The following is a 13,179-nucleotide window of genomic DNA, read 5'->3' as shown; positions in this document are numbered from 1 at the left end:
TACCTGCGGACAATTAAATAAGCAGTATATCCTGCAGATGTACTTTGTCTGCAGAAGCTTAAGCAAGGCCATTTATCTGGTACATTCTAAGAGTAGTACAAACTGACGATTTTTAATCGTCAGGGTGCTGCTCTTTTTTGTTTTGGCACTGCTTATGTATTTTTTATAACATCTGTGTTAAAATGAAAGGAGAGAAACCATGCAAGACCTGCTAACAAAATTTGCAAACCTGACGATTCAAAGTGACTTCATCTTCAAGAAGGTTATGTCGCGCAAGCGCATCTGCAAGCATCTGCTGGAGGAGCTGCTGCAAATTGAGATTGCAGACATCAACTACATTGAGGCAGAAAAAACTATTGATCCTAACTACACAAGCCATGGCATCCGTCTTGATATCATCGTAGCGGACGATAAAAACACGCATTATAATCTGGAGATGCAGGTGAAAAATAATAAAAATCCCGATACGGATACCTACGTCCTGCCCAAGCGCTCACGCTATTATCAGGCGCTGCTTGATATTGATTTGCTGCAAAAGGGACAGCCTTATGACCTGCTGCCACCGACATTTATCATTTTTATCTGCGTTTTTGATTTCTTTGAACAGGGTAATTATGTCTATACCTTTAAAAAATGTTGTCTGGAAAATCGGGAGTTGGAGCTTCCCGATGAAGCGACAACCATGATTTTAAACACCAAAGGTACGCATGGCGATATCTCCAAGGACATCAAGAGCTTTTATGATTATGTAAACAACCACATTGTAACTACTGATTTCACCAAGCAGATTGACGATGAAATCAGCTATCTTAAATTAGATACGAAAGTGAGGCGGGAATTTATGCTTATGGAAGCACGTTTATTAGATGAGAGGCGTGAAGGCGAAGCTATCGGTCTTGCTAAGGGCGAAGCTGAACATAAACTTAAAGTCGCTAAGCTCATGCTGGCTAAAGGTTGCTATTCTCTGCAGGAAATCACGGAACTTTCCGGTTTATCTCTCGCTGATGTGGAGAAGCTAAAGGAAGAGTCTTAACCACATTGTAACTACTGAATTTACTAAACAGATTGACGATGAAATCAGCTATCTCAAATTAGATACGAAAGTGAGGCGGGAATTTATGCTTATGGAAGCACGTTTATTAGATGAGAGGCGTGAAGGCATTGCTGAAGGCAAAGACATCGGCTTCGCTGAAGGCAAAGACGTAGGCCTTGTTGAAGGCGAAGCTAAAGAGAAACTCGCTACTGCTAAACGTCTTTTCAGCATGGGCCTTTCTGTGAAGGATATCGCCAAGGCTACTTCTCTCCCGATTGAGCAAGTTGAGGCGTTGCAAGCTGAGCAAGCCTAATACGAAAAATTAAACACAAAGCACTAAAACCCATGTCCCGCCGAAATCGGCAAGACATGGGTTTTCTGTATTCTCAGTGCATGCTTTAAGAGCGTGCGCTATTTTTATTTTATTATCTTCTGCAGTACGCCTGCATCCGCAAGCTTCTTCCTTACTCCTTCTGATACAAATCATAATAACGTCCCTTGCGCGCCAGCAACTCCTCATGGCTACCGCATTCCGCAACAGCGCCTTCGTCAAGCACCACAATCTTGTCCGCATGACGGATGGTGGAAAGACGATGCGCAATAATCAGCGTAGTGCGTCCTACCGCCAGCTCGTCGAGCTCCTTTTGTATCTGCTGCTCCGTAATATTGTCGAGTGCACTTGTAGCCTCATCCAGCACTACTACCGGAGGATTTTTGAGGAAGACACGCGCAATCGCCAAGCGCTGCTTCTGGCCGCCGCTCAGCTTCACGCCGCGCTCACCCACCTCGGTATCGTAGCCCGCAGGCAGCTTTTGAATGAACTCATCCGCCGCCGCAGCCTTCGCTGCCGCCTGCACCTCGTCCGCTGTTGCGTCCGGTTTGGCGTAGGCTATGTTGTAGCGCACGCTGTCGCCGAAGAGAAAGACATCCTGCTGCACCAGGCCGATTTGCCTGCGCAGCGATTCCTGCGTAAATTCACGGATATCGCAGCCGTCCAGCAGAATTCTGCCGCTCTGCGGCTCGTAAAAGCGCAGCAAAAGGCTGGCGATAGTTGTTTTGCCTGCTCCCGTAGCACCCACAAAGGCCACGGTTTCACCTGCTGCCACGCTCAGCGAAAGATTGCGGATAACTGGTCTGCCGTCCGCATAGGCAAAGCTGACGTTATCAAAGGTGATGTTCCCTTTACAGGGCGGACAAATTTTAGCATCCGGTGCATCAATAATCTCGGGCTTTTCCTGCAACAGCTCATAAAAACGCTTGAAGCCTGCCATACCGCGCTGATATACCTGAATGAAGCCCAGAAGTTGCATCAGCGGTTTCATAAACAGGCCCACGTAGAGGAAGAAGGCCACCAGCTCGCCGAAGCTCATCAGCCCCTGATTTATCAGCAGGCCGCCCACTACTAATATCGCCACATTGATAAAGTTGCTGAAGAAAATCATACTGCCGACGAAATAAGATGTTATTTTGAAGGATTTTTTGCATACTTTCAGATAGGCATCCGCCTTTTCCATAAACTGCGCCATATCGCTGCGCTCGCCGGCAAAGGCTTTGATCAGACGCACGCCGTTAATGCTTTCCGCAGCCTTGCCCGTTACCTCGCCCATTGCCACACGATTGGCAAAGAAGGCCTTTTTCATGCGCAAGTTGACGAAAACGGTATGCACTGCCTTCACCAGAAGCAGGAAGGCGATAAGGCTGCCCAGCATAGGATTCATGTAAATCAGAATAACCATCGTGCCAAGCATCGTCAGCCCGCAGACGATAAGATCAATCGGAGCATTGCCTGCGAAGCCGTTAATTTCGCTCAAATCGCTTGTGAGGCGCGAAAGCAGCTGGCCGCTTTTGTTTTTATCGTAAAAGCCGAAGGACAGCTTTTGCAGATGGCTGAACAAATCGCGGCGCATGTCGCGTTCCATGGAATAGCTCATGGACTGCGCCCAATAGATGATGCCGAAATGCATGCCGAAGTTTACCAGATACATGGCCAGCAGTGCCGCCGACCATTCAAGGAGCAGCGGCAGATTCTTAAGCGGCAGCTGCTGTTCCAGCATCAGCTTCACTACATAGGGAAAGAACAGCTCGAGCAGTGCGCGCAGCAGCGAGCCTATCACAAGAAAGAGCAAAATGCCCTTATATGGTTTATAATAGCTGAGAAATGTTTTGAACATAAAGCTTTCCTATCCTCTATTCATATATATTCTAAAGTGCGCACAACAGCTTTTGCCGATGCGCCTGGCGTAAAACGCTGCCGTAGCATGATAAGCTTTCTTTTATGATGATACAGTCTACACTATATAGCAGGTATAAAGTCAATAGGATGTGTTCTTAAATAATATCACAAAGCGAGTCATTTGCCAACTGCTATAATGCAAACGCTTCACTAAAAAACTGCCTTTCCTAAAATTGGAAGGCAGTTTTTCATATTATTTTAGCCTTATTCGGCAAGCAGTTTGCCTGCTTCCGCCAGCTTGGCTACTGCTTCGTCATCGGGAGCACCCAGCGCCAGTACGCCGTCTGCTACAAGCGTTGCGCCCGCGTCCTTAACGCGTGCTTCCCAATCCTGCATATAGCTTCCGCCCCAGCCATAGGAGCCGAACAGCGCTACCTTTTTGCCTGCCAGCTTGCCTTCAAGCTCGGTGAAGAACGGCTCGAATTCGCATTCCTCCAGCACCTCTGCACCCATTGCCGGGCAGCCCAGTGCCAGAGCGTCATAGCCTGCAGCCTCGTCAGCAGTGATTTCGCTGACATTTTTTTCAACAGCCTCCGCACCTGCAGCATTAATTGCTTCCGCAACAGCGTCAGCCATCATTTGTGTGTTACCGGTACCGGTCCAAAAAATTACAGGAATTTGTTTCATAGTTCAATTGCCTCCTTATAATGTAGCCACAGCTACCTTGAGCGACATGCCTGCCGCCAGCTTTTGCAATATAATATCACGAAAATGCTCATAGGCCGCAAAGATGCTGCGTGCCTTGGGCACATCGCCATAAACTTTCCAATAGCCGCTGTACTTGCAGTCCGTTCCCTTGTTGAGCACAAAGCCCAAAATATCCTCGAGCGGATAGCCGAGGAAGACACCGATTTCATGTGGAAAGGTCTTCTGCGTATTCAGCCGCTGCTCAAGCCTATGCAGGTAAGCTTCTGCAGAAGCTCCGGCTTCATAGCCTGCTGCAATAAGATACGCCTGATAGCCGGGATTACTCAGTGCCTGCGCCAGTTGCTCCTCATTATAGACCAAAACGAGCACACGCTTAGTACACGCGCACAGACGGCGGAAGACTATTCCCCGCTCAGCGAACTGAGCGTTGTACTGCACAAGCAGCACGTCTATTTCTTCACCATCGTCAGGCATCAGCGAAAGCAGATTCGCTGGTTTTATGCCTGCCAATACAGGTGCGCAGTTATACGCCAACAGCTCGTCGAATGATGTAAATCCAAACAGCTTCATGAGCCTTCTCCTTTCGGTTAGATATTGCTAACTCCATGATTATTGTAACACGCTTTATGATAGTTAGCAATAGGTAACGCGAGAAGTTTTTATGAAAAGGCATTGAATTTTTCTTGACGCAGTATGCTTATTGCTGATAATAGCCCTGGATTTGCTCCAGCAGGAAGTCTGCACCTTTTTCGCCCATAAACGGCAGGTGCGTTGCCACCACACCGTTCATAAACGGTGCGCTGATGAGCACCTTCATGTTGCTTGCATCTGCCTGCGTGAGCGCCACATCGTCCGCGAAAAGCAACGTGTCGCGCAGCTCACGGATTTCCTGCAGCCATTCGCCCTCCTCGGCGTAGGCTTCTACATCTGCCGCAGGTTCGGTAATGGCCTTCAGGCTGTGCGCGCACATTTTGTGCGTCACGCTGATGCCTGCCTGTTCCAGAAAAGCACCCACACCCTGCACCAGGTCATAATCGCCCTTAACAGCGGCCTGCCTTGGCTTACTGCCGCCCATCATAGCAAACATACTGAGCATGGACATGCCCTTTTCCTTCATTTTGATGCGCATCAGCACCACGGGCTCAGGAGCCTTACCAACTGCTGCGCCTACCTGCTCCAAAAAGCTTACGGTGCCGCTGTAGCCGTAGGGAACGGCATAAACATATGGCGTACCGAACTTTTCTTCAAGATATTTGGCAGCGGCGAGGCCTTCGTTGCCCAGCACAATATTTACCTGTGCCTTGCCCATAGCCTGCAGCTCGTCTACGCTGGTGTCGCAGCAAAGGCAGGCATTGCAGCGCAGGCCCAGTGCTTCACCAAGCAGGCTCTTTACCTCCCAGATGTCGCTTGCCATGCGGTAGCGCCACGCAGAGGCGCCGATGATGTTGTACACGCCCGCCTCCTGCGCTACATCCTTCTGTGGCAGGTTGCGCACGAGCAGTTTGTAGGTTTCGGCCAGGCCGACGCTGTAATCACCGCGGAAGCCGCCCTGCTCGAAGGCCACAAGCTTAGCCTTGACCTCGTTTTGCATATAACGGCACACGCCCTTGATGTCGGTGCCGATGACGGCAGTTACGGATGAGGCTACGACGAAGATAACCTTCGGCGCATAGCTTTTATCCAGTTCGATAATTGCTTCCTCCAGACGTGTTACGTCACCCATGACAACATCATCCTCGCTCATATGCGTGGTGAAGAGGCGGTTTTGAAAGCGCAGGCCCAGGCCTCCGTATAAGCCCATGCTGTAGTGTGTGGTTCCGGCGGGGCCGTATTCCAGCACGATAGCACCCTGTACGGCCAAAAGGCTCCAGATAATTCCCATTCTGTCCGACGGTGTCGGTAAAAATCTTACTAAGCTCACAGGCCGGCCTCCTCTCTGAACATTTTGGCATCAGCGACTGCCTTTGCTACTGCATGCAGCATAAAGGTGTTGCATTCAAAGCCCAGCATTTTGCCTGCCGGGTCGCTGTGCAGCAGAGCGATGCCCTTACGGCGCAGGCGTTCACCGAATTCATGGCCCATGTAGAACCACGGATGCAGTACGTCGTAAACATATTGCAGCGGTGCGATATTCGCCGCCTTGCAGATATACGGATCGGTTTGCGCCAGAATGCTCTTGATATCCGCAAAATTAGCCTCGCTCAGCTTATTGCTCTGAATCAGCTGCGGCACCAGGCCCAGGCTGCACAGATAGCTGTTGAGCTCGAAGCAGTCATACTGCGTATTGCCGTAGATATAGGGCACACCCTTTACGTCAGGCAGCACCTTCTGCTCCATTTCCTTGCATTCCTCAAACTTAGCGCCGATCTCCGCAGGCAGCGGCAGCTCCAGATAATTAAACAGATGCTGATAGGCCTGCAGAATTTTTTCCGGTGCGGCAAAACGGTTGAAGTAAACATAGGGAATGCCGTACTGCTCCTGCATAGTCTGCGCCAAGGGCAGTGCGATATCATGCACGACGATGTTCACCTTCGCTGCGGGAGCACGGCGGATTTCCTCGGCAGTACAGCCGCTGGGCAACTGCACGCCCAGCTTGACGCCTGCCGCCGCTAAAAATGCGTGCAGCTCCGTGTCGGCAAAGTTGCCCATGCGCTGTCCCAGAACGTTGACACTGCCGTCGCAGTCCTGCTTTTGCATCATGGCGGCGCAGGCAGTAATGGCGCGCTCCAGACCGGGGAAGTGATCCTCGCACTTAAAGTGCTCGGTATGCACCGCCATTACTGGAATATTGTACTGCTTCGTCAGCTCTGCGGCAATGGCATCGTAATCATCGCCGATTACCTCAATTACGCAGGTGGTGACGAGCATTACGCATTGCGGCTGATATTCCGCCACTATTTCTTTGAAGGCCTTGTGCATGCTTTCGGTGCTGCCGAAGGTTACGTCATGGCTGTCTAGCACAACGGAAACGCAGCGTCCCGCAATACCGCCGTAGCGCTCGTTGATGGTGAGGCTTTTGGTGTAATAGCTGCATTCGTCCGTGCCTACGATTACCAGCAGACAATCGTCGATACCGCCTGCCACCATCGCCGCGCCCATCAGCGGGCAGTGGGTGCCGGGGAACAGCGCTGTCGTGAGCTGGGGCACATCCTTGATCGTCTGCACCTTGCTCAGGCGGTTCAGGCGGCCTAAGATTTCGTTGCCGTCCATGCCTGCAGCCTGCGGCGGCATACCCATTTTCTCAGCCATTTTGCGCATTTCATCCTTCTTGTCACCCTTCATGGCCTGCATCATGCTCATCATCTTGCCCATGTCGGACATAGCGCTTTTGTCGCCGTTTTTCTGCTTAGCTTTGATGGCTTCGATGGCGCTTTTGGGCATGCCCATTTTTTCGGCCATCTTCCACATTGCATCTTCCTTTAAGCCCATGTACTGCCTCCTATTCTTCTTCGTCTTCGCTCATAGCCAGCACACGCTCGGCTAATTCGTTGTATACCTGTACCATCGGAGAGTCCTTGACAAATTCGCTGACGGTACCACCCTGATTTTCGGCGATTTGGATGTCGCCGCTGCGCGGTACGTACTGCACAACCTCGGTGCCGATTTCTGCGGCAGCCTTGGCCACCAGCTCCTGTTCATTCTCAATGTTTTTGGCGTTGAGAATGATGCCCTTCAGGCGTGCGTAACCGCGACGCCCGAAGTTTTTGATGGCCTGGGCGATGTTGCTTGCCGCATAAAGGGCCATCATTTCGCCGGAGGATACGATGAATACCTCGCGTGCGTAGCCTCCGCGGATGGGCATGGCGAAGCCGCCGCAGACTACGTCACCTAAGACGTCGTAGATGACGATGTCAGGCTTATAGGTTTCAAATGCTTCCAGCTCGGCCAGCTTTTCGAAGGCGGAGATGATGCCGCGGCCTGCACAGCCGATGCCGGGGGTGGGGCCGCCGGCTTCTACGCACAGAACGCCACCGAAGCCTTCAAATACAATGTCCTCTAATTTCAAGGCTTCGCCTTTTGCTTTCAGTTGTTCTAATACTGTGGGGATGCGTTTGCCTTCCATGAGGTTTTTGGTGCTGTCGCTTTTGGGGTCGCAGCCTACTTGCATTACTTTGTAGCCTTTTAATGCGAGGGCTGCGGATAAATTGGAGGTGGTGGTGGATTTTCCGATTCCGCCTTTACCGTAGATTGCTATTTTTCTCATGTTTTTCTCCTTATGGGTATTATTATTATTTATGAATTGGTGTGCTTCCCTTACGCTTGTGTGCTATGATACTTTTTGCCCGGGGCGGCAAAAAGTATCCAAAAAACGCCCTTAACGGCTGCTCCGCCGGATTCCGGCGACTAGATTCGCAGAATTTTTCACGTCGCTGATTTTTGCGTGGTGTGCTTCCGAATGGTTCGTCAACACTCCAGCGAAAAATTTCTGTGCCTGTCCGTTGCAAGCGCTGTTCGCTTGACATCGTGGTTCTGGCGAGCCCGTCGTCCGTTCCGGTCTGCGCAGCGCCAAGGGTTGTGTGCTAAACGTACTAGCTAAGAATGACGTGCTTTTTGTTCAATGCGAAGTATAGCCTGCTTCCTTACGCTTGTGTGCTATGATACTTTTTGCCCGGGGCGGCAAAAAGTATCCAAAAAACGCCCTTAACGGCTGCTCCGCCGGATTCCGGCGACTGGATTCGCAGAATTTTTCACGTCGCTGATTTTTGCATGACGTGCGTCCGCAGGATGCGTCAACACTCCAGCGAAAAATTCCTGTGCCTGTCCGTTGCTTGCGCAGTTCGCTTGACATCGTGGTTCTAGCGAGCCCGTCGTCCGTTCCGGTCTGCGCAGCGCCAAGGTTAGTGTGCTAAACGTACTAGCTAAGAATGACGTGCTTTTTGTTTAATGCGAAGTATAGCCTGCTTCCCTTACGCTTGTGTGCTATGATACTTTTTGTCCGGGGCGGCAAAAAGTATCCAAAAAACGCCCTTAACGGCTGCTCCGCCGGATTCCGGCGACTAGATTCGCAAAATTTTTCACGTCGCTGATTTTTGCATGACGTGCTTCCGAAGGATGCGTCAACGCTCCAGCGAAAAATTTCTGTGCCTGTCCGTTGCTTGCGCAGTTCGCTTGACATCGGTGTTCTTTCGGGGCCGTCGTCCGTTCCGGTCTGCGCAGCGCCGAGAGTGGTGTGCTAAACGTACTAGCTAAGAATGACGTGCTTTTTGTTCAATGCGAAGCATAGCCTGCTTCCCTTACTCTTGCGTGCTATAACATTATGCCTAATTTTGGCGTACAAGCCTTTTATCTATATTCAATTACAAAGGGAAAGCCTTGTACGAAGTAGCAGCGTACTTTTTGGCCGGCGTCGTTTTTGGCAGCACTGAAGCGCCATTTATAAAAGGCGCTGAGGGCGTTGTTATCCAGAGTGCTGTTGCCGCTGGAGCGCACTACTTCGGCGCTTTCTACGCGCCCATCAATGCCTATAACGCCACGCACCACAACGCGCCCGCCGATGCCTGCATCACGCAGCGCCTGCGGATAAACCGGGACCGCAGTTGAGGCTACACGCGGTGGCACCTTGGGATTGCGTGCAATGCCGGGGCCTGCTCCGTCGCCAATACCGCTGCCGTGTCCCGCACCGTGACCGCCACCGCTTCCACTTCCGCTGCCTGCACCAATACCGCTGCCGGTGCCTGTGCCATGGCCGGTTCCGTGACCGCCGCCACTGCCACTGCCGCTGCCTTTTTTTGCACCTGCAGGCACATGCTTCACTACATGCTTCACAACCTGCTTATGCTCTATCTTGCCGTCAGGCAGAGTAATCGTTTCTTCCTCCACGATATCCTCTGCCTGCTCCTCGCCGTCGGCCTCAGTAATTTCGGCAGCTTCGTCGCCACCGCCGCCGCCTCCGCCTCCGGCATCAAAGAACACCACGGTGTCAGCATCCGCTGCCGGCGGCTGCATAGCAAAAACGCCCGAAAACGCCAGTGCGACGAACAATATAAAATGTATTATCAGCGAACCGCAAAAGCCAAAGCGCTGACGTGCCTTCGCCTGCAGCTTTTCTATCTGCTTCATCGTTACTTACCGCCATCCGTCGCCAGGCCGAAGCGTGCTACGCCTGCACCCTTCAGCTTATCTACCAGCTTAATCACCTCGCCGTACTCCAGCGCCTTTTCCGCACGGATAACCACGGCGAAGTTTTTGTTCTTCTTCTGCTCCAGCCCTACCTGCAGCGCCAAAGCCTCCGCATCCGTCTTGGCATCTCCCAGATAAATGCTGCCGTCGGCCTTCATGGTCACGGCGAAGGTTGTCGTAGTATCCGTCGCCGCATTTTTGGCCTGCGGCAGCTTCACCGGAATCGTTTTCAGGTCAATCATATACATTGTGCTCAGCATAAAAAAGACCAGCAGAAAAAACATAATATCGATCATCGGGATAATCATCAGCGGCGGCGTTTTTCTGTTACGCACATCTCGCAGCTTCATGATCTTGCTCTCCTTGTTTCAGCCTCCAGCAGCGCGCTGAAGCACTGCTCCATATCCGTAATCATGTTGTCCATACGGTGAGCGAAATAGGAATGTGCGCACAGTGAAAGAATAGCCACGCACAAGCCCGTCGCCGTTGCAATCAGCGCTTCACCGATGCCGCCGGTAATCGCCATCGGCGCACCCGCTTCTACATTGAAAATGCTGAAGGCACCGATCATACCCACGATAGTGCCCAGCAGTCCCAGAAGCGGAGACATCGTTACGATAATGCCCAGGTAATCCAGCTTATCGCGCAGCGTCGCCATAAAAATACCGGCACGGCTCTCGAGGAAGGCGCTCTTTTCTTCCTTACCGCCTGCAATTGCCGCCACATCGGCAAGCATCTGCGCGCACTGACCGCTGCCCTTGCGCGCCAGCTCCGTTGCCACAGCAAAATCACCGCTGCGCACGGCAGCGCAATAGCGGGAGGCAAAGATAGCGCCGCTGTCCACGCTCTTATAATATATAAACCGCTCAATGGCGATTGCTATCACAGTTATAGAACAGGCGAGCAACGGCCACATCACCAGTCCGCCCTTATGAAAATACATTATCAAATCTGTTATTGCCTGCATATTTTCCTCACAAATCTACAAATGCTGTCGTACTTTTACAGGAGGTGCATACTGCTCCCCAAAGTACAGAAAGGAGCAGTATGCTGTATATTATGGAATCAAAACTCTGAGTTAATTAAAAGGTCATCTCTGCGCCTACACGCCAGGTGCGGCCGTCGATAGTATAGCTATGATTTTCATCATATGGTAAGGTCTTGTCAAAGATATTGTCTACACCGGCATAAACATGCAGGTTTTTAGTAATTTGCTTGTCTGCAACAAAGTTAAACGTGTTGAAGGTGTAGGTATTAACATTTTTAGAAACCTTGTACAGATAATCTACATACCACTTAGACCACAGAGTTGCGGTAAACGGCAATTCCGCATTATCGGTGTAGCTTAATTGGACAACACCGTTTTGTCTTGCTCTGTTATTCAGACGAGCATTAGTGGTTTTATCCTTAGCATCCAAATAGTTATAAGTAGCCTTAACATTCCAATTATCATTGAAATTGTAACCAACCTCTGCTTCTGCACCACTGATTTCCGCTTCGCCTACATTGTAGTATTTGCTCTTGACAACCATACCGACACCGGGAACATAGCCTTGATAGAACATATCGGAATCAATAAGATTATCTATTTCATTATGATAATAACCCAATTTGCCGGACCATTTACCTTGCTCTGCTTCCAAACCGATGTCGAAATTAGTTGCTTTCTCAGGTTTCAAATCAGGATTACCTAATACCTGAACATTCATCATGCCCATGCGTTTATCCATGGTAGAGTACAATTCATATACTGTTGGTGCGCGGAAGCTCTTGCCGTAGTTAACCTTAAAGCGGCTATTATCGCTGAAGCTATAGGTAGTACCAATTTTAGGAGATGTATGACTGCCGAAGGCATTGTGATGGTCAAAACGCACAGCAGGAATAAGCAGCCATTTATCAGTAATTTTCCATTCATCCTGCAGATAAGCAGCATAAGTATCTACATCCTTTTCAGAACCTGCTTTAGTGATACCTGCAAAGGTTTCGCTATATTTGTTATCACCACCACCGCCGAAACGTGTACCACGCATATTGGTCGTAGTCCATTCAGCGCCATAAGTCATAGTGTTTTTATCATTCAGCTTCATGCTGTTTTTGCCTTCAAACACCAAAGTATCATACGAGGTATGGTCAAAATCGGTAATAGCATTATTTTCGTTTGTTACGTTGCTTTTCTTTAATGTATTGTAATACATACGCAGATTATAATCGTTTTTATTATCCTTGCCATAATAGGTCAAAGCATAATCGGAACGGTTGTTATCATAATTATAAACACCTTTGTCAGTGCCTTCAATGCTATTACTGGTGAACTGTTCACGCATAAAATTCAAATCTAAAGCAAGACCACGGTTAGCATCAAAGGCATAATCAAAACCAAGATTTAAGAAACGGCGAGGTCCATACATATTGGAGCTGCTGGTATCATAACCTTTGGTTTTATTGTAATAGCCGCTAACCTCTTTACGGACATCTTCAATACCGCCGCTGGCTTTTACACTTACTTTGCCTTGACGTCCGGAAGAATAATAGAAGTTTGTACCCATTTCTTTAGTGCCGGTATGAGCACCGATACTTGCATGCTCTTGGTTGGCTTTCTTTGTAATGATGTTAATAACACCACCCATAGCATCGCTGCCATACAAAGCAGAACCATTGCCACGTATAACTTCAATGCGTTCTACATCTGCAAGATTGATACGGCTCAGCTCATAGGCATTCATTGTAGAACCGCTGTTTTCGGCAGCCATACGACGACCGTCAACCAAAATCAACGTGTGCTTGCTTTCCATACCGCGAACCATAACTACATTGCCGGTCATGCCAACCTCTTGTACATCAATGTTAGTTGCAAAACGCAAGGCATCGCGCACGTTATAAGCAGCAGTATTTTTGATATCCTCTTGGGTAATAACCTCAACGCTTTGCGGAACCTCTTTTTTCTCCAGCTGTGTCTTGGTTGCAGTCACAACATAATCCGCACCGCTGTATTCATCATAATTATTTGCCTCTGCGGCAAAGGCCATATGGCCGACTGCACTGACAACACAGGCAGTAAGTAATGCTATCTTCTTTTTGTTTAAATTTCTCATAATGCACCTCTTTTTTCTACTTGTTTTTTTATGGTATATTTTACACCCGCAAG

At 49.7% G+C, this 13,179-nt stretch carries 12 protein-coding genes; 2 read left to right on the top strand and 10 right to left on the bottom strand.

What is annotated here, in order from left to right; genetic code table 11:
* Nucleotides 1–199 precede the first annotated feature (199 nt).
* Both Q0612_RS05050 and Q0612_RS05045 read left to right on the top strand, forming a co-directional pair.
* Entirely contained in the window at nucleotides 200–1,033 is an 834-nt protein-coding gene (locus Q0612_RS05050; protein ID WP_298881571.1) for an Rpn family recombination-promoting nuclease/putative transposase, read from the top strand.
* A gap of 85 nt (nucleotides 1,034–1,118) precedes the next feature.
* Nucleotides 1,119–1,346, top strand: coding sequence for a hypothetical protein (locus tag Q0612_RS05045; RefSeq protein WP_298881568.1), 228 nt, complete (start codon nucleotides 1,119–1,121; stop codon nucleotides 1,344–1,346).
* A 151-nt stretch (nucleotides 1,347–1,497) separates the two neighbouring features.
* On the opposite strand, the gene Q0612_RS05040 is transcribed toward Q0612_RS05045, so the two are convergent.
* The 10 genes from Q0612_RS05040 to Q0612_RS04995 all read right to left on the bottom strand — a co-directional run bounded on the left by Q0612_RS05040 (nucleotide 1,498) and on the right by Q0612_RS04995 (nucleotide 13,126).
* Nucleotides 1,498–3,204, bottom strand: a complete 1,707-nt coding sequence (locus Q0612_RS05040) for an ABC transporter ATP-binding protein (protein WP_298881565.1) — start codon at nucleotides 3,202–3,204, stop codon at nucleotides 1,498–1,500.
* A 266-nt stretch (nucleotides 3,205–3,470) separates the two neighbouring features.
* A complete protein-coding gene (locus tag Q0612_RS05035) occupies nucleotides 3,471–3,893 on the bottom strand; it encodes a flavodoxin (protein ID WP_293822344.1) in 423 nt (140 codons plus the stop codon).
* Between the two features lie 15 nt (nucleotides 3,894–3,908).
* Nucleotides 3,909–4,484 carry a DUF3793 family protein gene (locus tag Q0612_RS05030; protein ID WP_298881560.1) on the bottom strand — a complete coding sequence of 192 codons (576 nt, stop codon included), beginning with the start codon at nucleotides 4,482–4,484 and terminating at the stop codon, nucleotides 3,909–3,911.
* Between the two features lie 127 nt (nucleotides 4,485–4,611).
* Complete coding sequence (locus Q0612_RS05025) at nucleotides 4,612–5,835, bottom strand: nitrogenase component 1 (RefSeq protein WP_298881557.1); 1,224 nt, start codon at nucleotides 5,833–5,835, stop codon at nucleotides 4,612–4,614.
* The gene (locus Q0612_RS05020) at nucleotides 5,832–7,343 is read right to left on the bottom strand and encodes a nitrogenase component 1 (protein WP_298881556.1); all 1,512 of its coding nucleotides are present in this window, start codon (nucleotides 7,341–7,343) and stop codon (nucleotides 5,832–5,834) included. Before Q0612_RS05020 ends, Q0612_RS05025 begins: the two co-directional genes overlap by 4 nt.
* 10 nt (nucleotides 7,344–7,353) lie before the next feature.
* Nucleotides 7,354–8,118, bottom strand: coding sequence for an AAA family ATPase (locus Q0612_RS05015; RefSeq protein WP_021720260.1), 765 nt, complete (start codon nucleotides 8,116–8,118; stop codon nucleotides 7,354–7,356).
* A gap of 1,079 nt (nucleotides 8,119–9,197) precedes the next feature.
* Nucleotides 9,198–9,974, bottom strand: coding sequence for an energy transducer TonB (locus tag Q0612_RS05010; protein ID WP_298881552.1), 777 nt, complete (start codon nucleotides 9,972–9,974; stop codon nucleotides 9,198–9,200).
* 2 nt (nucleotides 9,975–9,976) lie between these two features.
* The gene (locus Q0612_RS05005) at nucleotides 9,977–10,384 is read right to left on the bottom strand and encodes a biopolymer transporter ExbD (protein WP_298881550.1); all 408 of its coding nucleotides are present in this window, start codon (nucleotides 10,382–10,384) and stop codon (nucleotides 9,977–9,979) included.
* Nucleotides 10,381–11,001, bottom strand: a complete 621-nt coding sequence (locus Q0612_RS05000; protein ID WP_298881547.1) for a MotA/TolQ/ExbB proton channel family protein — start codon at nucleotides 10,999–11,001, stop codon at nucleotides 10,381–10,383. Before Q0612_RS05000 ends, Q0612_RS05005 begins: the two co-directional genes overlap by 4 nt.
* Before the next feature lie 115 nt (nucleotides 11,002–11,116).
* Nucleotides 11,117–13,126 carry a TonB-dependent siderophore receptor gene (locus Q0612_RS04995; protein WP_298881544.1) on the bottom strand — a complete coding sequence of 670 codons (2,010 nt, stop codon included), beginning with the start codon at nucleotides 13,124–13,126 and terminating at the stop codon, nucleotides 11,117–11,119.
* Nucleotides 13,127–13,179: the final 53 nt, after the last annotated feature.

The organism is uncultured Phascolarctobacterium sp. (genome assembly GCF_937920985.1).
GTDB lineage: Bacteria > Bacillota > Negativicutes > Acidaminococcales > Acidaminococcaceae > Phascolarctobacterium_A.
This window is presented reverse-complemented; position numbering and strand designations above follow the sequence as displayed.

Bases quoted from the DNA above. Each gene is read 5' to 3' on its own strand.
- Q0612_RS05050 (WP_298881571.1), top strand. From the start codon at position 200: ATGCAAGACCTGCTAACAAAATTTGCAAACCTGACGATTCAAAGTGAC.
- Q0612_RS05045 (WP_298881568.1), top strand. From the start codon at position 1,119: ATGCTTATGGAAGCACGTTTATTAGATGAGAGGCGTGAAGGCATTGCT.
- Q0612_RS05040 (WP_298881565.1), bottom strand. From the start codon at position 3,204: ATGTTCAAAACATTTCTCAGCTATTATAAACCATATAAGGGCATTTTG.
- Q0612_RS05035 (WP_293822344.1), bottom strand. From the start codon at position 3,893: ATGAAACAAATTCCTGTAATTTTTTGGACCGGTACCGGTAACACACAA.
- Q0612_RS05030 (WP_298881560.1), bottom strand. From the start codon at position 4,484: ATGAAGCTGTTTGGATTTACATCATTCGACGAGCTGTTGGCGTATAAC.
- Q0612_RS05020 (WP_298881556.1), bottom strand. From the start codon at position 7,343: ATGGGCTTAAAGGAAGATGCAATGTGGAAGATGGCCGAAAAAATGGGC.
- Q0612_RS05015 (WP_021720260.1), bottom strand. From the start codon at position 8,118: ATGAGAAAAATAGCAATCTACGGTAAAGGCGGAATCGGAAAATCCACC.
- Q0612_RS05010 (WP_298881552.1), bottom strand. From the start codon at position 9,974: ATGAAGCAGATAGAAAAGCTGCAGGCGAAGGCACGTCAGCGCTTTGGC.
- Q0612_RS05005 (WP_298881550.1), bottom strand. From the start codon at position 10,384: ATGAAGCTGCGAGATGTGCGTAACAGAAAAACGCCGCCGCTGATGATT.
- Q0612_RS05000 (WP_298881547.1), bottom strand. From the start codon at position 11,001: ATGCAGGCAATAACAGATTTGATAATGTATTTTCATAAGGGCGGACTG.
- Q0612_RS04995 (WP_298881544.1), bottom strand. From the start codon at position 13,126: ATGAGAAATTTAAACAAAAAGAAGATAGCATTACTTACTGCCTGTGTT.